Below are 18,223 nucleotides of genomic sequence, written 5' to 3' on the forward strand. Positions count from 1 at the left end.
ACCTTCCGAAGTTCGCGCGCGACGAGGTCGCAGCGGGAGGAGCTTCTCGGGCCCTGCTCAAGCTCAATTGGCAGGTCAAAAGTCCTCGGTCGGGTGCGCTTCTACAGCAGCAAATACGGACCAGCGACAGAAAGTGCGATTTTTAGAACCCGCTGTCGCTAGACGTCAGCGCATGTCGAGATGGAACGACATTTCGCTCGGAGACCGCGTCCTCGGGCTTGCGGGACTGACGCGCCAAAGCGCCCCCCCGAAAGGGGATGGGGACTTTTCGCGTAGGCCTAGTGCAACACGCGCGCGGCCTCGGCGAGCCGAACCCTTTCTCTGAGCTCCTCGAGTTCCTGAAGCATTTTCAGGAGATCGGGCAGGACATTTGCCCGCTTCAAAATTCGGGTCGTTTGTCCCATCGCTATACGCCTCCATGGCCTCCTGACGGCGAGCCACATCAAGGCGCACACAGGCAAATTTTCCCCTGCAAGAGAATGAACAATCTTAACCAGATCAGTGGTGGGATGATCGCGGAGCCTGGACAACGCGAAGCGATCCTTTGCCGGGGATTACGCGTCATCCGCGATAGGCGGGCTATCGGCCTTGCCGGGCCTCATCGGCTCAGCGGTTGCCACAGGCAGCGTAGACAAAGCGCGGCTCGATATCAGACAGGCGGACAACATCAGGCCAGCGATCGGCGCTCAACGCTACGTGATGGCCGCAATGGCGGTAGAACACAACGCCCTGCAAGCCATCTCGCGCATCTTGCCGAACGTGATCTTCACCGGTCGGCCGTCCGCGTGCGTGGGCGTGTGGCGTCGAGCAGAGCCGGGCATGCCGCTATCGAAGCGCGCCGCAAGCCGGAGTCGATTATCAATTACTTGGGCTTCGGAATGCGCCCGAGCTAGCGCCCCGTAGGTGTGCAAAGATCACTATGACGATCTACCCCGTGATGATTGCGCCCACGCGATCGAGATAACGCGCAACCAGTTCCGTCGCGAGTATGTCCTCAAACTCCGCAGGAATGTTCTTCATGTTCACGCGCAATCGATTCGCCGACACGGGGCCCGCGCAGAGTTTTTCGGTTCGGCTGGTCTTGTTGGCCAAGCTATTGATCCGGCTTTTGGTGAGCGCGCTGGGGCTCGAACCCAGGACCCCGTGATTAAAAGTCACGTGCTCTACCGGCTGAGCTACGCGCTCCCATGGCCGCTGATGGCACGTCAGAGATCGCCATCGTGGTCGGACATTCGAGAAGCATGTCTTGCCGCTGCGCTTAAGGGCGTCGCGGGGAAAACCGGCTGTTTCCGGATCATGCTTTCGGCCCGCGCTGTGTAGGGGGATGGGGCGCTGAGGTCAATAGCGTGGGTGGTTGCTGAAAGTCGCGGCAGGGGCGGGGATTTGCTCGCGGTTTCCGCCGCTTAGGGCGGAAAGCTCAACCCGATTGGCGGGCCGTCATCCACGCTGAACTGTCAGGGGTCGCCGGACGGGCTCGGCCTGCATGGTTCGAGACGCCCGCTTTGGCGGGCTCCTCACCATGAGGGTTTGTCAGTTCGTCTCCCGCCGCACCTCGTTCGGCACGGGCTGCGGCGTGCCGGGGGCCGGCAGCGCGACCGGACGCAGGCCGATCAGCTCGGCGGTGCGGATCGCGCTGTCGCGCCAGAACTGGAACGAGTTGATGCGGCTCAGCTCGAGGATGGCGATGGCGACGGCGGCCAGGAACGGCAGGCTCTGCAGCACCAGCACCCCGGCGAAGATGTAGATCTCGGTGATCTGGCGATAGCTGTTGGAGGCGATCAGTACGCCGGCGCCGATCACGAGCAGGGTGCCGATCACGGCCTCCCAGAACGCCTGGAACTCGATCGACATCCTGGACAGGCCGCCCTTGGAGGTGCGGGCGAAGGCGATGTGCTCGGTGATGAGGCCCTGTGCCACCGCGCGCGACACCGTCCACTGCACGCTCATCGCGGCGATCATGGCGCCGAGCATCTGGCCGGGCTTGATCGCGACGCGGGCGCGGTACATCGACAGGAAGTGCGCGAGCGAGACGATGAAGGCGCCGATGATCGGCAGCGTCAGGATCTTGTCGGGGATGGCGATGTCGGCGAAGGCGACGATCGGCACCCAGACGAGGTTGAGCAGCGCCACGACCACGCCGAGACTTTCGGCGCCGAGCCAGTTCAGCCAGCCCAGGCCATATTCGCGCTTCTGGTCGGGCGTCAGCCGGCTCTTGCCGGGCAGGAAGTAGCGCCAGTGCTTCTTCACGATCTGGAGGCCGCCATAGGCCCAGCGGTGACGCTGCTTCTTGAAGGCCTCGTAGGTGTCGGGCAGGAGACCCTGGCCGTAGCGGTGGTTGGTGTAGTGGGTTGTCCAGCCGAGCTCCTGGATCGCGAGGCCGAGATCTGAATCCTCGCAGATCGTATCGGACGACCAGCCGCCGGCCATGTCCATCGCCGCGCGGCGGATCAGGCACATCGTGCCGTGCACGATGATGGCGTTGGCCTCGTTGCGCTGGACCATGCCGATGTCGAAGAAGCCGGCATATTCGCCGTTCATGATGTAGTGCATGATCGACAGATCGCCGTCGCGATGCTCCTGCGGCGCCTGCACGAGGCCGACACGCGCATCGGCGAAGGCAGGCACGAGGTCCTTCAGCCAGTCGGGATCGACGGCATAGTCGGCGTCGAGGATGCCGATGATCTCGGCATCGGCGGCGGTGCGGTCCATCGCGATCCGAAGAGCGCCGGCCTTGAAGCCCTGCACCTTCTCGGCGTTGATGAACTTGAAGCGTTCGCCGAGCGCGCGGCAATGGTCCTGGATCGGCTGCCAGAACGCGGGATCCGGCGTGTTGTTGATGATGACCACGCATTCGTAGTTCGGATAGTTCAGCCGCGACAGCGCATCCAGTGTCTGCTTGAGCATCTCGACCGGCTCGAAATAAGCGGGAATGTGGATCGAGACCTTTGGGCAGTAATTCTCGGGAACATTCTCGACCGGCTTGCCCTTGCTGAGCAGTCGCTGCGGCGACCGGCCGAAGGCGACCGCTGCGATCTCGTCGATGCGCGCCATCGCAATGAGGACGAGCGGAACGAGCAGGATCATGCCGAGCGTCAGCGCGAAGGCGGAGCCGAAGATAAAGTAATGGCTGTTCCAGAACGCGAACACGGTCGCGGCCCAGGCGCCGACGCCGTTGGCCGTCGCCGACAGCAGGAAGGCCTGCTTCGCGGTCGGCTTTTCGATCCGCAGGATCGGCAGCGACAGCAGGATGCCGACCAGGAGCGCGATGCCCATCAGCTTCCAATAGTCGGGGTTCTCGACCGGACCGGTCCAGGCGAATTTCGGCTCACGGCTGGCGTTGAGGATGCCCCAATACGGACCGACGCCGCCTTCGAAGAATTTCCAGGGCTGATCGATGGCCTCGACGATGTTGTATTCCATGCCGATGGCTTCGGCGCGGCTGACGAAGTTGCGCAGGATCAGAGCCTGCTGGAACGGGCCCGGATCGGCGTTGCGCAGATTGTAGCCCTGGCTCGGCCAGCCGAACTCGGCGATCACGATGCGCTTGCCGGGGAACAGGTTGCGCAAGAGATTGTAGCGGTCGACGGCCTGGTCGACCGCCTGGTCCGAGCGGAAGTTTTCCCAGTAGGGCAGCACGTGGGCGGCGATGAAATCGACGCTGGAGCCGAGGTCGGGATTGTCGCGCCAGATGTTCCAGATCTCGCCGGTGGTGACGGGCACGCGGACCGAGCCCTTCACCTTCTTGATCATGTCGATGAGGTCTTCGACCTTCTGCTCGCCGCGGTAGATCACCTCGTTGCCGACGACGACGCCGACGACGTTGCTGTTCTTGCGGGCGAGCTCGATGGCGGCCTTGATCTCGCGCTCGTTGCGATCCTTGTCCTTGTCGATCCAGGCGCCGACGGTGACCTTGAGGCCGAACTCGGCTGCGATCGGCGGCACCAGTTCCACGCCGCCGGTGGACGAGTAGAGGCGGATCGCGCGCGTCATGGTCGACAGCGTCTTCAGGTCTGCGCGGATTTTCTCGACCGTCGGGATGTTGTCGATATCGGGGTGAGCCGAGCCTTCGAACGGCGCGTAGGAGACGCTCGGCAACAGGCCCTTGAAATCGGGCGCGGGTTCCTTGTCGCGCAAGACTCCCCACAGCCCAGCGTGAAGCGCGGAGACGAGCAACAGAACGGCGGCGACAACGCGCATCGCGGCTAAACCTGAAGGGGCTGAGGGGGCAGGGAAGCGGATCCGACCCCGAGATCCGACCAAGTCCGCGGCAAAGGGAGCATATCTCCGCCGCACGGTTTCACAACTGTCATGGCCTCATGTCCTTATGAGGGCATGGCCTTTTTCGAACGACGCGCGGCAGTGCCAACCGCGTCTATGGCCGATCGTTCCTGAACGACAGCTGAAACGGCCAAGGCTATTTAAGACCTTGGGCTATTTCTGGGGCGCCGGCGTCGGGCTTGCCGCGGGCGATGGGCTGGCGGTCGGCTGCGGCTGCGCATTGTTGGCAGCGGGAGCGGCCGGCTGTGCCGCTGCGGCCGCCGCCTGCTGCGGCTGGGCCGCCGGGTTGATCCAGCAGGCGTGCACGCGGCTGTCGAGGGTCTCGGCGACCTTGGGATCGATCTGGCCGCCGAACCGGGTCAGGCAGCGGAAGGCGGCCTGGATGTGACCGCCGGGGCAGCCGAAACGGTCGTAGAGGTCGAGATGGCGGAACGCGGTATCGAGGTCATCCCGCCACATCAGGCGCACCACGCGGCGGCCGAGCCAGACGCATTCGGGATTGCCGGCCGGGCCGTTGATGACTTGGGCCGCTTCGGCGAATTCGTCGGTGCGGCGCTGGTTCTGGGCCGCATCCTTGGCGGCGTCGGCGGGCTGGGCGGCAGCCTTGCCCTGGTCCGGTGCGGGCGTGCCGCTCTGGGCGGAAGCGCCACCGAGACCGGCGAGAACGAGAAGGCAGGAGACGGCCAAGGTGGCGGCGAACTGCCGCAGGACCGCATTTCGTGACTCGAACACCCGTTGCCGCATGAATTCCCCAATGTATCCGCTGGCCGTCCGCGTCAGGATCCCGCGGACGCGCCGGTGATGGCGTCCAAATGGGTCTCCAATGCGGCGGAAAAGTCTTTCCGAGTCCATGACCTGTATTTGGAATTTTGTCCAGCAAAGTCACGATGCTAGGCCCCGGTCGAAGGGCCGCAGCCCAATTCCTTTGGGGCAGGCGCGGATCCTTGAGTGTGGATCGGCATTTGGACCCCCGCTTGGACACCCGCTTTGGGCACCCCCTTGGCAGACGGCGTGCAAGCAGGTAATCGACGGACCCTTCGCGGAGGACGGAACCGATTTCTCTTCGTACGCCACTGGCGCTTCTGCTCGTTTCACTGGGTGCGATTGCTGCCGTGTGGTGGTGGTTGGCGACGCCGATCACGCTTGCACGCGCCCCGATCGATCCCGCCGAGAAGGTCCAATGCGTCTCCTACGCGCCGTTCCGCGGCGAGCAGACGCCGCTGAACGCGTGGACCCATATCGACGCCGAGCAGATCGAGCAGGATCTGCGCCAGCTCAAGGAAATCACCGACTGCGTCCGCACCTATTCGATGGAGAACGGGCTCGACCAGGTGCCGGCGATCGCTGCCAAGGTCGGTGGGCTGAAAGTGCTGCAAGGCATCTGGCTCTCCAGCAACCGCAGCAAGAATTCTGAGCAGGCCGCCCTCGCCATTCGCCTCACCAAGGAATTCCCCGCCATCATCACCGCGGTCATCGTCGGCAACGAGGTGCTGCTGCGCGGTGAGATGACGACGGCGGACCTCGTCTCGATCATCCGCCTGGTGAAGACGCAGGTCAGCGTGCCCGTCACCTATGCCGACGTCTGGGAATTCTGGCTGAAGAACCGCGAGGTCTATGACGCCGTCGACTTCGTCACCATTCACATCCTGCCTTATTGGGAGGATATGCCGGTGAAGGCGAAATTCGCCGCCGCCCATGTCGAGGCGATCCGCGAGCGCATGGCGGTGGCGTTTCCGGGCAAGGAAATCCTGATCGGCGAGACCGGCTGGCCGAGCGAAGGGCGCATGCGCGACGGCGCGCTGCCCTCACGCACCAACCAGGCGCGGGTGGTCTCGGAAATCCTCAGCTTGGCGAAGGCGCAGAAGTTTCGCGTCAACCTGATCGAGTCCTACGACCAGCCGTGGAAGCGCAAGCTGGAAGGCACCGTCGGCGGCTATTGGGGCCTGTACGATTCGGTGCGCCGGAGCCTGAAATATCCGCCGGGCGAGCCGATCAGCAATTTCCCGTACTGGAAATGGTACATGGGCGCGGGCATGGGCCTGTCCGTGCTGGTATTCGCGGTCGCGCTCATCACGCTGCGCCGGCGGCCGTGGACGCCGCGCTTCTCGGCTTGGCTCGGCGTCGCCATCTCGGCGACGACGGCGGGCAGCCTGCTCGGGATCGGCGCCGACAAGCTTTATTATGAGAGCTACGGCATCGGCGGCTGGCTGCTCTGGGGCGCGCTGCTCGCGGCCGGCATCCTGTCGCCGATCTTCTGTGCGCAGGCGATGGTGATCGGCCGCAGCCTTCCGACCTTCCTCGACCTGCTCGGTCCGCGCGAGGGGCGGAAATGGTCGAAGCTCACCGCCGTGCTCGGCCTGACGCTGGCGGTGACCGCGGTGATCGCGGCGGCGACCGCGCTCGGCTTCGTGTTCGACCCGCGCTACAAGGATTTCCCCTACGCCGCGCTGACGATGGCGGTGGTGCCGTTCGCGCTTTTGATGCTGAACCGGTCGCAGATCGGCCAGCGTCCGATCGCGGAATCGGTGTTCGCGGGCGTGCTGGCGCTGTCGGCAGTCTTCGTGCTCTTCAACGAGGGCCGCGACAATTGGCAGTCGCTGTGGACCTGCACGATCTATCTGTTGTTCGCGCTTACGCTGTGGCGGGCGCGGGCCGAGCAAATCCAAGAATGAACAGGCCGATCGCCAGGCCCGACAGCACGACATTGTAGAGCACGATGCCGAGGCCGGCGGCGATGATGCCGACGGTGAGCAGCACGATCGACGGCCGCATCAGGTTCAGCGTCGCGACCACCAGCGCGACGATGCCGAACACCGAATTCTTGAACAGCACCGTCGAGACCGACCGCGCCTTGCAGATCATCGTCTGCAGCCCGGCGTCGCAGGCGAGAGCGACCTGCGACAGCTCGATCGCGAGGTAGCGCAGATAGAGCGCATAGCCGACGGACGCGAAGCCGACGACGATCAGGAACTGCACCTGGTAGGGCGAGAGGCGGAAGGGCTTTTTTGTCATGGCGGCAATATGGTCGTGATGGCGCGGGCAGGCAACAGGGCAGGCGATGTTTCTGTTGATCCGGCTCGCCCAATGCGTGCGCGAGGGCCGTCAAAGCCGGCCTTGCGTCGCCCGTTTCTGGTCCGCGAGCCGTCGCTCGTATTTCTCAGCCAATGCGAGCAGGCGTTTCCTGATGTAGGGGTCCGCCTGTTCGGCCAGCTCGCGGATCAACGCGAGTTGCTCCTCCAGAAACTTCCCGTCCGTCATCTCCGCTCCGAATCAAATCCGTCGCGGATACTGCCGTCTTACGCGGACCTCTTCCGTATCATTTGGTATGTGCGCTATTTCAATCCGAGCCGGCGCTCGACCCAGCCGAGAACGAACAGCACGAGCAACGTGACGGCGATCGCTGCGGCGACCAGCAGCCAGGCTCCGAGCGCGCAGGCAATTCCAAGGCCCGCCGCAATCCAGACAGTCGCCGCGGTCGTGAGGCCGTGCACGGTCTTCGCCTTGGCGTCGTGCAGGATGACGCCGGCGCCGATGAAGCCGACGCCGGTCAGCACACCGGCAACGACGCCCTGAATGACCCGGGAGATCGCGTCCGGGTGGTCGCGCAGATTCTGGAACTCGATCACGGAGATCGAGACCAGCGCGGAGCCGAGAGCGACCAGCGCCAGGGTGCGCATTCCGACCGGCTTGTCGTTCATGTCGCGGTCGATGCCGATCAGCAGCCCTGTTCCCGCCGCGACGAGAAGCCTCAGCACATCATCCAGCTCGTTCATCGATGCTCGCGCGTTTCGGGAGACGGACGCTTGGCGTGCGCCCGGCAGATCGGGACTAAACGCCCGCTTGGTGAGAAAGAGCCGCTGAGATCCGAGCGTCCGATGGTCGCATGCTCGCGCAACTCCGAGCGATCATCGACGATCAGGCGGAGAGCCGCCGTTCGACAAGGCGATGGCGCCGACCAGTCCGGTCGGCGCCATCCGTCAGAGCTGAACGCGACCGCGCACCGTCACTTCTTGGTGTTCGAGCCCGTGGTGTTCTGCATCTTCTGTCCCGGCGCGCTTTCCGAATGGCCCGGTCCTGCGGTGGTATTGGTCTGGTGACCAGGGGCGTATTCGGATGCGCCGGGTCCCGTCGAAGGCTTCTTGGTGTTGTGCATTTGCTGACCCGGCGCGTTGCTCGACGCGCCCGGCGATTTCGTCGTTTGCGCGAGCGCCGGAGCTGCCGCCAGAAGCGCGGCCGTTGCGATGATCAATGTCTTCACGTGTTTCTCCCTTGGTCATGGAGACGGGCGCGAACGATTTCACATGTCGGCCGCTCCGGTTCACGACCGGGACAACTTGGCAATCGGCAGGTGGTTTCTCTTCTCGGTCCGAAATTTAGGTTCATCGGCGCGCGGAAAAGCACGCCGGCGTTCACCGCGCGTTCAGGTGCAATGTTTATCGCCTGAAGAACGACGACAGTGTCGATCCCGCGGACGCAGACGCAGTCTCCGGCTTCGCCGGAGCCGGCTGTGCCGCAGGCGGGGGCGCGGGCTCCTCGCGCTTCGACGAGCGCTTGGAGGAGTAGCTGCGGCGGCGTTGCGGCTTCTCGGGCTTTGCGCTCGGCGCGGGCGCGGTTTCGGCTTGCGGGACCGCGTCCTGGCTCTTCTCGGAGTTCTTCTCTTGAACTCTGTCCTGGGACTTCTCTTGTCCCTTCTCCGAACTGCCGCGCATCGACAGGCGCTGGCCGTCGAAGACGGTGGTCTCGCAGTGACGATCGTTCTCGGCGAGGCTCGCGCAGAATTTTGCGGCGGCGGCGGCGTTGACCAGCGGGCCGGCACCCAGGCGGAGCTGCATGCCGAGGCCGGTGTTGCCTTCCTTGATCATGATGATCGGTCGCAGCGCTGCGATCTCCGGATTGGATTTGCTCAGGCCGCGCCAGAGCGCGCGCAGACCGTCGATCGAATTTGCGCCGCCGAGGTCGATCGCAAAACGCGTCTGCTGGACCGCGATGGCGGGGGATTCGTTCTCGGCTGCCTCAGGTGCCTTCGCGGCTGTCGCGACGACCTCGGTCGGGGCGGGCGCCGGCTCGATTTTCTTTTCGGCGGCCTTCTCGTTTGACTCGGGCTGAATCAATTTCGACGCCGCCGGATCGGGCGGCGCCATGATCGACTTGGACGGCACCAGCGGTATGGTCGGCAGCGCCGAAGTGGTTGCCAGCGGCTGCTGCACGAGCGAGGCGGCGGCGGCAGTCTGCGGTGGCAGGCTCGACGGCTCCTTTGCAACTTCCTTGAGCGTATCCTTGACCGTTTCCTTCGGGGTGTCTTTGGGCGTGTCCTTGGCGGCCTCGGTCCGCGGCTTGTCGCCGGCGGAGGCGGGGGTCGAGGCGACGGGCGCGACGCTGGGGGCCGTGGGCGCGGCATCCTGCGGCTTGCCGGCCTGCGGCGGGGTGGTGGGCTGCTTGGCGATGGCGCCGGTGACGGAATCGAGCCCTTGCTCGACCACAGTGACGCGCGAATAGAGCCGATCGCGATCTGTGTTCAGTGTCTCGATGGCGGCCGCGAGCCGGCGGGCCTCGTTCTGGCTCTCCTTGGCCAGCGCCTGGAGCCGCTCCGCCTGGCGCGCGAGATCGGCGGACGCGACCTGGTCGCGCCGCCATCCGAGCTGGGCCTGATTGGCCATCACCGCGATGACGACGGCGCCTACCGCCGCAACACCCCAAGAGCCCAGCCGCCACATCATGCGGCGGTCGAACGCGCTTTCCTCGGCTACAAGTCCGGAGAACAGCCCGCCGGTCTCCTTGGTGCCGAAGGCATCCGCCAGTGGGTCGGAATCCTTTGCCATGAACGTTAAGTGCCCAGCCCTGTCCGGCTTCCCCGAATCAATCACGGAACATTAACAGGAAAAGCGTGTCGCACTTGAATTCCGGGCGTTTGCGGGGGTAGCAAGGCAAGAGCTTTTGAGGGTGGCTGCCCGCCCGTCGCGCCAATTTGATTCGGCCTTATCTGACAGGATTTCGATGACCGCCCGTTCCAGCCTCACGATCGTGCTCGCCGCCGGCGAAGGCACGCGCATGCGATCGAGCCTGCCGAAAGTGCTGCATCCGGTAGCCCACCAGACCTTGCTCGCCCACGTGCTCGCCGCCGCACCCAAGGGAACCGGCACCGCGCTCGCGGTCGTGATTGGTCCCGACCACCAGGCCGTCGCGGACGAGGCAAAGCGCATCAGGCCCGACGCGCTCACCTTCGTGCAAGCCGAGCGGCTCGGCACCGCCCATGCTGTGCTGGCGGCGCGCGAGGCGATCGCGCGCGGCGTCGATGATCTCCTCATTGCCTTCGGCGATACGCCGCTGATCTCGGCCGAGACCTTTGCGCGGCTGCGCGCGCCGCTCGCCAGGGGCGCTGCGATTGCCGCACTCGGCTTTCGCGCCGCCGATCCCACCGGCTATGGCCGTTTCATCGTCGAGGGCGAACGCCTGGTCGCGATCCGCGAGCAGGCCGATGCCAGCACAGAGGAGCGCGAGATCGATCTGTGCAATGCCGGCGTGATGGCGATCGACGGTCGCCGGGCGCTCGCGATCCTGGACAAGATCGGCAATGCGAATTCCAAGGGCGAATATTATCTGACCGACGCCGTCGGCATCGTCCGCGAACAGGGATGGGAGTCTGTGGTGATCGAGACCAGCGAGGACGAGGTGCGCGGCATCAACACCAAGGCACAGCTTGCGGAAGCAGAAGGCGTGATGCAGGCGCGCTTGCGCAAAGCGGCGATGGAAGCCGGCGTCACGCTGATCGCGCCGGAGACGGTTTATCTCGCCGCCGACACAGTGTTCGGCAAGGACGTGACGATCGAGCCCTTCGTGGTGATCGGCCCCGGCGTGTCGATCGCCGACGGCACCGTGATCCATTCCTTCTCGCATATCGTGCAGACGACGCTGGGCAAGAACGTTTCGATCGGCCCCTATGCGCGCTTGAGGCCCGGCACCTCGCTCGGCGACGGCGCGCGCATCGGCAATTTCGTGGAGACCAAGGCAGCGACGCTGGAGGCCGGCGTCAAGGTCAATCATCTCTCCTATATCGGTGACGCCACCGTCGGCGCCAATTCCAACATCGGCGCCGGCACCATCACCTGCAACTACGACGGCTTCAAGAAGCACAAGACGATCATCGGGCAGGGCGCCTTCGTCGGCACCAATTCCTCGCTGGTTGCCCCAGTGAAAATCGGCAATGGCGCCTATATCGGCTCCGGCTCGGTCATCACCCGCGACGTACCCGACGACGCCATGGCGCTGGAGCGCAACCAGCAGACCATCCGGGAAGGCGGCGCGGCGCGCTATCGCGAGTTGAAGACGGGCGGGAAGAAACCGGAGAAATAGGCACTATTCTGTTGTGTCGCAGCGCACTCCGACCTGATCCTGAGGGCCCGCTGGAAGCGGGCGTCTCGAAGGACGGCCGCGGGCGAGATGCGGGCCTTCATGCTTCGAGACGCGCTTCTCACCATGAGGGGCTTCTTACGTGGCCTTACTCGTCGTCGGCGAATTCGGAGAAGATCGCGCGGGTCAGGCGCCAACCGCGCGGCTTGGCGCGTTTGGCCGGCTCGCCTTGAGCGTGCTTCAGGAAGACCGGCTTGCTTTCCTTGCCGCGCTGGGGCGGCGGCCAATGCGCCAGGTGCGTGCCCGTGGTTTCGCTGGCGCGCAAGTACGTCGATGACAGACCTTTGCGGTCGGACGAGCCTTTCATGGCTTTGCTCTCCTGCACCGGAATCGTTGGTCAAACATATTGACAACAAGTTAAGGTACGCGGTCTAAGGCCGGCCAATTCGACGCAGGCGAAGCTCAGGTTGCGGTCCATGCTGTCTCAATCCGCAATAAATATTGAGTATATGGTTCCCTGGGATTTTCGCTAAAAACCGAGCGCGTCGTTTAGGCGATTTTTCGACGATTTGGGGGATAGTGATCCGCATGTGCGGGATTGTCGGCATTCTCGGGCGCGAGCCGGTTGCAGAGCAGCTGGTGGATTCGCTCAAACGTCTTGAATATCGCGGCTATGACTCCGCGGGCGTCGCCACGCTCGAAGGCAAGCACCTCGAGCGCCGTCGCGCCGAGGGCAAGCTGAAGAACCTGGAGAAGCGGCTGGAAGCCGAGCCGCTCCTGGGCACCACCGGCATCGGCCACACCCGCTGGGCCACCCACGGCAAGCCCACCGTCAACAACGCCCATCCGCACGCGACCGATCGCGTCGCCGTGGTCCACAACGGCATCATCGAGAATTTCCGCGAGCTGCGCGAGGAGCTCGAGAAAAAGGGCACGGTGTTCCACACCGAGACCGACACCGAGATCGTGCTGCATCTGGTCGACGATTTGCTTACACGCGGCAACAAGCCGGTCGAAGCCGTCAAGCTGGCGCTGGGGCGGCTCCGCGGCGCCTTCGCGCTTGGCTTCATCTTCGCCGGCGATGGCGACCTGATGATCGGCGCCCGCAACGGGCCGCCGCTGGCGATCGGCTATGGCGACGGCGAGATGTATCTCGGCTCCGATGCCATCGCGCTCGGCCCGTTCACCGACACGATCAGCTATCTCGAGGACGGCGACTGGGTGGTGCTGACCCGCAAGAGCGCGTCGATTTTCGACAAGGACGGCATTGCCGTCCAGCGCGACAAGATCAAGCATGCCGCCTCGACCTCGCTGGTCGACAAGGCGAACTATCGCCACTTCATGGCGAAGGAGATCCACGAGCAGCCGGAAGTGGTCGGCCATACGCTGGCGCGATACGTCGACATGGCGACCGAACGTGTCGCGCTGCCGGTCAAGCTGCCGTTCAACTTCAAGAACATCCAGCGCATCAACATTACGGCGTGCGGCACCGCGAGCTATGCCGGCTACGTCGCAAAATACTGGTTCGAGCGCTTTGCGCGCGTGCCGGTCGAGGTCGATGTCGCCTCCGAATTCCGCTACCGCGAGGCGCCCTTGCGCAAGGGCGATCTCGCCATCTTCATTTCGCAGTCGGGCGAGACCGCCGACACGCTTGCGGCACTGCGCTATGCCAAGGCCGAGGGCGTGCATACGGTCGCCGTCGTCAACGTGCCGACCTCGACGATCGCACGCGAGAGCGAGACCGTACTGCAGACGCTCGCGGGTCCCGAGATCGGCGTCGCCTCGACCAAGGCCTTCACCTGCCAGCTCATGGTGCTGGCAAACCTTGCGATCGCGGCCGGCAAGGCCAGAGGCGAATTGTCCGATGAGGACGAGACCAAGCTGGTTCACGGCCTCGTCGAGGTCCCGCGCCTGATGGCGGATGCGCTCACCACCGAGTTGCAGATCGAAAAGCTCGCGCACCGGATCGCCAAGTCCAGCGACGTGCTCTATCTCGGCCGCGGCACCAGCTTCCCGCTTGCGCTCGAAGGCGCGCTGAAGCTGAAGGAGATCTCCTACATCCACGCCGAAGGCTATGCCGCCGGCGAGCTCAAGCACGGGCCGATCGCGCTGATCGACGAGACCATGCCTGTCGTCGTCATCGCGCCGCACGATCGGGTGTTCGAAAAGACGGTGTCAAACATGCAGGAGGTCGCCGCCCGCGGCGGCAACATCATCCTGATGTCGGACGCGAAGGGTGCGGAAGAGGCGACCGTCGAGTCCCTCGTCACCATCGTCATGCCCGACATGGCGGCGGCCTTCACTCCGATGGTCTATGCCGTCCCCGTCCAGCTGCTCGCCTATCACACGGCTGTCGTCATGGGGACCGACGTCGACCAGCCGCGCAACCTCGCGAAATCGGTGACCGTGGAATAGGCAGAAGGGATATCAGGCGGTCGCGGTCTTCCAAAACCTGCTAGAAGACCCTAGCTTGTGTGCTGCGACCGACCTGGAACCCGAATGACCCCCCGCGACGACGCGCCCGCGCCTCTTGATCCGCTCCCGGAACCGCATACCGGCCTGATGGGCCGCTTCCGCAACTATTTTCTGACTGGCCTCGTGGTGACGGGGCCGATCGCCATCACCCTGTATCTGGTCTGGTGGTTCGTCACCTGGGTCGACGGCGTGGTGCGGCCGTTCGTGCCGCTGGCCTATCGGCCGGAAACCTATCTGCCCTATGTCGTTCCCGGCTGGGGACTGGTTGTCGCATTTTTCACGCTGACGCTGGTCGGTTTCCTCGCGGCCAATCTGATCGGCCGGACGCTCGTCGATGTCGGCGAAACGTTCCTCGGCCGGATCCCGGCGGTGCGCGCCATCTATCGCGGCCTGAAGCAAGTGTTCGAGACGCTGTTCTCGGGCAAGGGCTCGAGCTTCCGCAAGGTCGGACTGGTCGAGTTTCCCTCGCCGGGCATGTGGTCGATCGTGCTGATCTCGCAATCGCCGAACGAGGACATCGCGCGCAACCTGCCGGGGCAGGAGGAGCACGTCTCGGTGTTCCTGCCGTGCTCGCCGAACCCGACCACCGGCTTCTTCTTCTATGTCCCGAAGAGCAAGATCATCGAGGTCGACCTCACCGCCGAGGACGCGGCGACGCTGATCATGTCGGCAGGCGTGGTGCAGCCGGGCTCGGCACCCGATCCGAAAAAGGCTGCAGCACTCGCGGGCATGGCGAATGCCGCGCGCATCGCCAACGCGTCCGCGCTTCAGCCCGAGCCTGCGAAGGTGGAGTAGGGCCATTCCGCTGCGGGATGGCCGTCGGTCACGCGCGCGTTCGCATCCTCTGATAGTCTCCGGTTCGCCTGAGCGCCTCGCTCGGAATTCGATCTGGAGTACATGATGTCCAAGACCATTGCGATTCTCGCACCCGGCGCCATGGGCGGCGCCGTCGCCCGCCGCCTCGTCGAGCATGGCGCGCGCGTGCTGACGTCTTTGGACGGGCGGAGCGAGGCGACGCGGAAACGCGCGGCGGAAGCCGGCATGGTCGGTGCCGATGACAATCAAATTGCGGGCGCCGACATCATCCTCTCGATCGTGCCGCCGGGCGAAGCCGTCGCGCTGGCTGAACGGCTGGCCGCGCTGATCGTCAGGCGCGACAAGAAGCCAATCGTGGTCGATTGCAACGCCGTCAACGTCGATACCGTGCAGAGAATTGAGGAGATCATCGGCTCGGCGCAGGCGCCGTTCGTCGATGGCGGCATCATCGGTTTTCCGCCGCAGCCGGGCGGCAAGAGCCCGGCCTTTTATGTGTGCGGCGAGCACGCGAAGGACGTCGCGGTGCTGAAGGATTTTGGCCTCGATGTGCGTGTCGTCGAGGGCCCGGTCGGCGCGGCGTCGGCTCTAAAGATGTCCTACGCTGGCATCGTCAAGGGCCTCGCCGGCATCGGCTCGGCCATGGTGGTCGCGGCGACGAAAGCGGGCGCTGCAGATGCGCTACGCGACGAACTGGCGCTGAGCCAGCCCGCGGTCCTGGCGCGGCTCGAAGTCGCGCTGCCCGACATGATCCCCAAGGCCTATCGCTGGGTTGCCGAGATGCGGGAGATTTCCGGCTTTCTCGGCCCGGATCATCCGGCGAGCCAGATTTATGAAGGCTTTGCCAGATGGTTCGAGCATCTTGCAAAGGATGCAAGCGGCGAGGCGGCGGATGCGGCGCTGATGAAGGCGTTTGCCGCGGGGATCGCGCGGAAGAAGGCCTAATGGCCCCGCACCATCGCTCCGGCAGTTTGGTCGAAGTGCGCGGGTCTGTGTCCATGCGTCATTGCTTCGCTGCGCTCGCAATGACGAGGAGGAGACGTCGCGCCTGAACCTCAACCCGCCCCGATCAGCGGGATCGCCTCGTCGCGCTCATACAGATACAAGAGGCACCGCAGCGCCTCGCCGCGCTCGCCCTTCAGCTTTGGATCGTCCTTGAGGATGCGCAGCGCCTCGTCTCTGGCCTGGGTGATGAGCTGGCCGTGGACCTCCGAGCGCGCGATGCGGTAGCCGGGCAGGCCGCTCTGGCGCACGCCCAGCACGTCGCCTTCGCCGCGCAGCTTGAGGTCTTCCTCGGCGATGCGAAAACCGTCGGTGGTCTCGCGGATCACCTTCAGCCGTGCCTTCGACATCTCGCCGAGCGGCTCCGAATAAAGCAGCAGGCAGGTCGAAGCCTCCGAGCCGCGTCCGATGCGGCCGCGCAGCTGGTGCAGCTGGGCAAGGCCAAAACGCTCGGCATTCTCGATCACCATGATGGTCGCCGCCGGCACGTCGACGCCGACCTCGACTACGGTGGTCGCGACCAGCAAGCCGATCTCGTGGGCGGCGAACTGGCCCATCACGCGGTCCTTCTCGGTGCCCTTCATCTGGCCGTGGACGAGGCCGACGCGCTCGCCAAAACGCTTCTGCAGGCTCTCGAAACGCTTCGTCGCGTTGGTGAGGTGCTCGGTGCCTTCGGCCTCGGATTCCTCGACCAGCGGGCAAATCCAGTAAACCAGCTTGCCGGCCTGCAGCGCGCGGCCGATGCTGTCAGTGACTTCGGCGAGGCGGCTGATCGATATGGTGCGGGTTTCGATCGGCTGGCGGCCGGCCGGCTTTTCGCGCAGCTCGGAAATGTCCATGTCGCCGAAATAGGTCAGCACGAGCGTGCGCGGGATCGGCGTCGCGCTCAGCACCAGCACGTCGACCGCCTCGCCCTTGGACGTCAGCGCGAGGCGTTCGCGCACGCCGAAGCGGTGCTGCTCGTCGACGATGGCGAGGGCGAGATCGTGGAAGATCACGTCGTCCTGGATCAGGGCATGGGTGCCGACGACGAGGTCGATCTCGCCGGCCTCGAGTTGCGCCAGCAGCTCGCGCCGCTCCTTGCCCTTTTCGCGGCCGGTGAGGATCGCGACCCGCATTCCCGCGCGCTCGACGAGCGGCGCGATGGTCTTGATGTGCTGCCGCGCCAAAATTTCGGTCGGGGCCATCAGCGCCGCCTGCTTTCCCACTTCGGCGACGGCTGCGGCCGCGAGCAGCGCGACCACGGTCTTGCCGGAGCCGACGTCGCCCTGCAACAGACGCAGCATGCGCACCGGCTGTTGCAGGTCCTCGGCGATCGCGGCCGTTGCGCTGCGCTGGGAGGGCGTCAGCGCATAGGGCAGGGCGTCAATGATCTTGTTGCGCAGGTGACCGTCGCCGGCGTTGCGGACGCCGGCCGGGCGGCGGAGTTGCGCGCGGATCAGGGCGAGCGCGAGCTGGCCGGCCAGGAGCTCGTCGAAGGCGAGGCGCGACCAGAACGGCTGGTCGGGCAGGATGTCCGTCAGCTCGACCGGTTGATGCACGCGGTTGAGCGCTTCGGCGATCGGCGGGAAACTGCAGCGGCGCATCACCTCCGGGCTGATCCATTCCGGCAACGAAGGCAGCTTCTGCAGCGCCTGGGCGATCGCGCGGCGGAGCGAGCCGAGCGCCAGGCCTTCCGTTAGCGGATAGACCGGATCGATCCCTGAGAGTTTCGAGATCGCTTCCTCGTCCAGCACGCGGTCGGGATGCACGATCTGCGGGATGCCTTCATACATCTGCAGCGTGCCGGAGACGTAGCGCTTCTCCCCCATTGGCAGCAGTTTTTCGACATAGCCGGGCTTGGCGCGGAAGAAGGTCAGCACGACGTCGCCGGTGTCGTCGCTGGCATAGACGAGATAGGGCGCGCGCGCGTTGCGCGGCGGAGGCGGGCGGTGGCGGTCGACGGTGACCTCCAGCGTCACCATGGTTCCGACCGCCGCGTCGCGGATTTTTGGCCGCGCCCGGCGGTCGATCACCTGGCTCGGAAGGTGCAGGAGCAGATCGACCAGCCGCGGCGTCTCATTGCGGCTGAGCAAATACTGCAGCAGCTTGTCCTGCTTCGGACCGACGCCGGGCAGGCTGGTCACGGGGGCAAACAGCGGATTGAGCAGGCTGGGGCGCATGGATGCGTATCTAGGATCGTTTCGGCCCGTCATGCCCGGCTTTATGCCGGGCATCCACGGCTTTTTTCGCGGCCGCAACCCGGGCGGCAGGCTTGCCAAATCGAGGGCTGACACGGCCACCTCGAATGGCTATATCAGCCCCGCCC

15 protein-coding genes and 1 tRNA gene are annotated in these 18,223 nt (G+C 65.0%); 5 read left to right on the forward strand and 11 right to left on the reverse strand.

The window, feature by feature from the left end; all coding sequences use genetic code 11:
- Nucleotides 1–927 precede the first annotated feature (927 nt).
- From GGD67_RS25560 to GGD67_RS25575, 4 genes are all read right to left on the reverse strand, one after another.
- Complete coding sequence (locus GGD67_RS25560; RefSeq protein WP_179736648.1) at nt 928–1,092, reverse strand: hypothetical protein; 165 nt, start codon at nt 1,090–1,092, stop codon at nt 928–930.
- A 17-nt stretch (nt 1,093–1,109) separates the two neighbouring features.
- Nucleotides 1,110–1,185 (reverse strand) — tRNA-Lys (locus tag GGD67_RS25565).
- 345 nt (nt 1,186–1,530) lie between these two features.
- Nucleotides 1,531–4,197 (reverse strand): glycosyltransferase, encoded by a 2,667-nt coding sequence (locus tag GGD67_RS25570; RefSeq protein WP_179736650.1) that lies wholly within the window; start codon nt 4,195–4,197, stop codon nt 1,531–1,533.
- Nucleotides 4,198–4,431: 234 nt separating this feature from the next.
- The gene (locus GGD67_RS25575) at nt 4,432–5,022 is read right to left on the reverse strand and encodes a hypothetical protein (RefSeq protein ID WP_018317955.1); all 591 of its coding nucleotides are present in this window, start codon (nt 5,020–5,022) and stop codon (nt 4,432–4,434) included.
- Nucleotides 5,023–5,390: 368 nt separating this feature from the next.
- Here GGD67_RS25575 and GGD67_RS25580 point away from each other — a divergent pair, with 368 nt between their 5' ends.
- Nucleotides 5,391–6,950, forward strand: coding sequence for a beta-(1-6) glucans synthase (locus GGD67_RS25580; RefSeq protein WP_312009940.1), 1,560 nt, complete (start codon nt 5,391–5,393; stop codon nt 6,948–6,950).
- Here the strand turns inward: GGD67_RS25580 and GGD67_RS25585 are convergent.
- The 5 genes from GGD67_RS25585 to GGD67_RS25605 form a co-directional block, all read right to left on the reverse strand.
- Complete coding sequence (locus tag GGD67_RS25585) at nt 6,910–7,290, reverse strand: hypothetical protein (RefSeq protein ID WP_018317956.1); 381 nt, start codon at nt 7,288–7,290, stop codon at nt 6,910–6,912. The two genes, GGD67_RS25580 and GGD67_RS25585, sit on opposite strands and share 41 nt — an antisense overlap.
- 90 nt (nt 7,291–7,380) lie before the next feature.
- Complete coding sequence (locus GGD67_RS25590) at nt 7,381–7,536, reverse strand: hypothetical protein (protein ID WP_018317957.1); 156 nt, start codon at nt 7,534–7,536, stop codon at nt 7,381–7,383.
- A gap of 74 nt (nt 7,537–7,610) precedes the next feature.
- Entirely contained in the window at nt 7,611–8,051 is a 441-nt protein-coding gene (locus tag GGD67_RS25595) for an MgtC/SapB family protein (RefSeq protein ID WP_018317958.1), read from the reverse strand.
- Nucleotides 8,052–8,281: 230 nt separating this feature from the next.
- A complete protein-coding gene (locus GGD67_RS25600; RefSeq protein ID WP_179736652.1) occupies nt 8,282–8,536 on the reverse strand; it encodes a hypothetical protein in 255 nt (84 codons plus the stop codon).
- A 175-nt stretch (nt 8,537–8,711) separates the two neighbouring features.
- Nucleotides 8,712–10,097: a hypothetical protein gene (locus GGD67_RS25605; protein ID WP_179736654.1), complete on the reverse strand. Its 1,386-nt coding sequence runs from the start codon at nt 10,095–10,097 to the stop codon at nt 8,712–8,714.
- Nucleotides 10,098–10,272: 175 nt separating this feature from the next.
- On the opposite strand from GGD67_RS25605, the gene glmU reads away from it, so the two are divergent.
- A complete protein-coding gene (gene glmU / locus GGD67_RS25610) occupies nt 10,273–11,628 on the forward strand; it encodes a bifunctional UDP-N-acetylglucosamine diphosphorylase/glucosamine-1-phosphate N-acetyltransferase GlmU (protein ID WP_179736656.1) in 1,356 nt (451 codons plus the stop codon).
- A 145-nt stretch (nt 11,629–11,773) separates the two neighbouring features.
- Here the strand turns inward: glmU and GGD67_RS25615 are convergent, their stop codons facing one another.
- Nucleotides 11,774–11,992, reverse strand: coding sequence for a hypothetical protein (locus GGD67_RS25615; protein WP_092257983.1), 219 nt, complete (start codon nt 11,990–11,992; stop codon nt 11,774–11,776).
- A gap of 221 nt (nt 11,993–12,213) precedes the next feature.
- Between GGD67_RS25615 and glmS the strand changes: the two genes are divergently transcribed.
- From glmS to GGD67_RS25630, 3 genes are all read left to right on the forward strand, one after another.
- Nucleotides 12,214–14,040, forward strand: coding sequence for a glutamine--fructose-6-phosphate transaminase (isomerizing) (gene glmS, locus GGD67_RS25620; RefSeq protein WP_179736658.1), 1,827 nt, complete (start codon nt 12,214–12,216; stop codon nt 14,038–14,040).
- An 84-nt stretch (nt 14,041–14,124) separates the two neighbouring features.
- Nucleotides 14,125–14,895 (forward strand): DUF502 domain-containing protein, encoded by a 771-nt coding sequence (locus tag GGD67_RS25625; protein WP_018317964.1) that lies wholly within the window; start codon nt 14,125–14,127, stop codon nt 14,893–14,895.
- Between the two features lie 105 nt (nt 14,896–15,000).
- Nucleotides 15,001–15,858: an NAD(P)-dependent oxidoreductase gene (locus GGD67_RS25630; RefSeq protein WP_026201943.1), complete on the forward strand. Its 858-nt coding sequence runs from the start codon at nt 15,001–15,003 to the stop codon at nt 15,856–15,858.
- Nucleotides 15,859–15,968: 110 nt separating this feature from the next.
- On the opposite strand, the gene recG is transcribed toward GGD67_RS25630, so the two are convergent.
- On the reverse strand, nt 15,969–18,077 hold the full coding sequence (recG, locus tag GGD67_RS25635) for an ATP-dependent DNA helicase RecG (RefSeq protein ID WP_179736660.1): 2,109 nt from the start codon (nt 18,075–18,077) through the stop codon (nt 15,969–15,971).
- Nucleotides 18,078–18,223 lie beyond the last annotated feature (146 nt).

The organism is Bradyrhizobium sp. IAR9 (assembly GCF_013408065.1).
GTDB lineage: Bacteria > Pseudomonadota > Alphaproteobacteria > Rhizobiales > Xanthobacteraceae > Bradyrhizobium.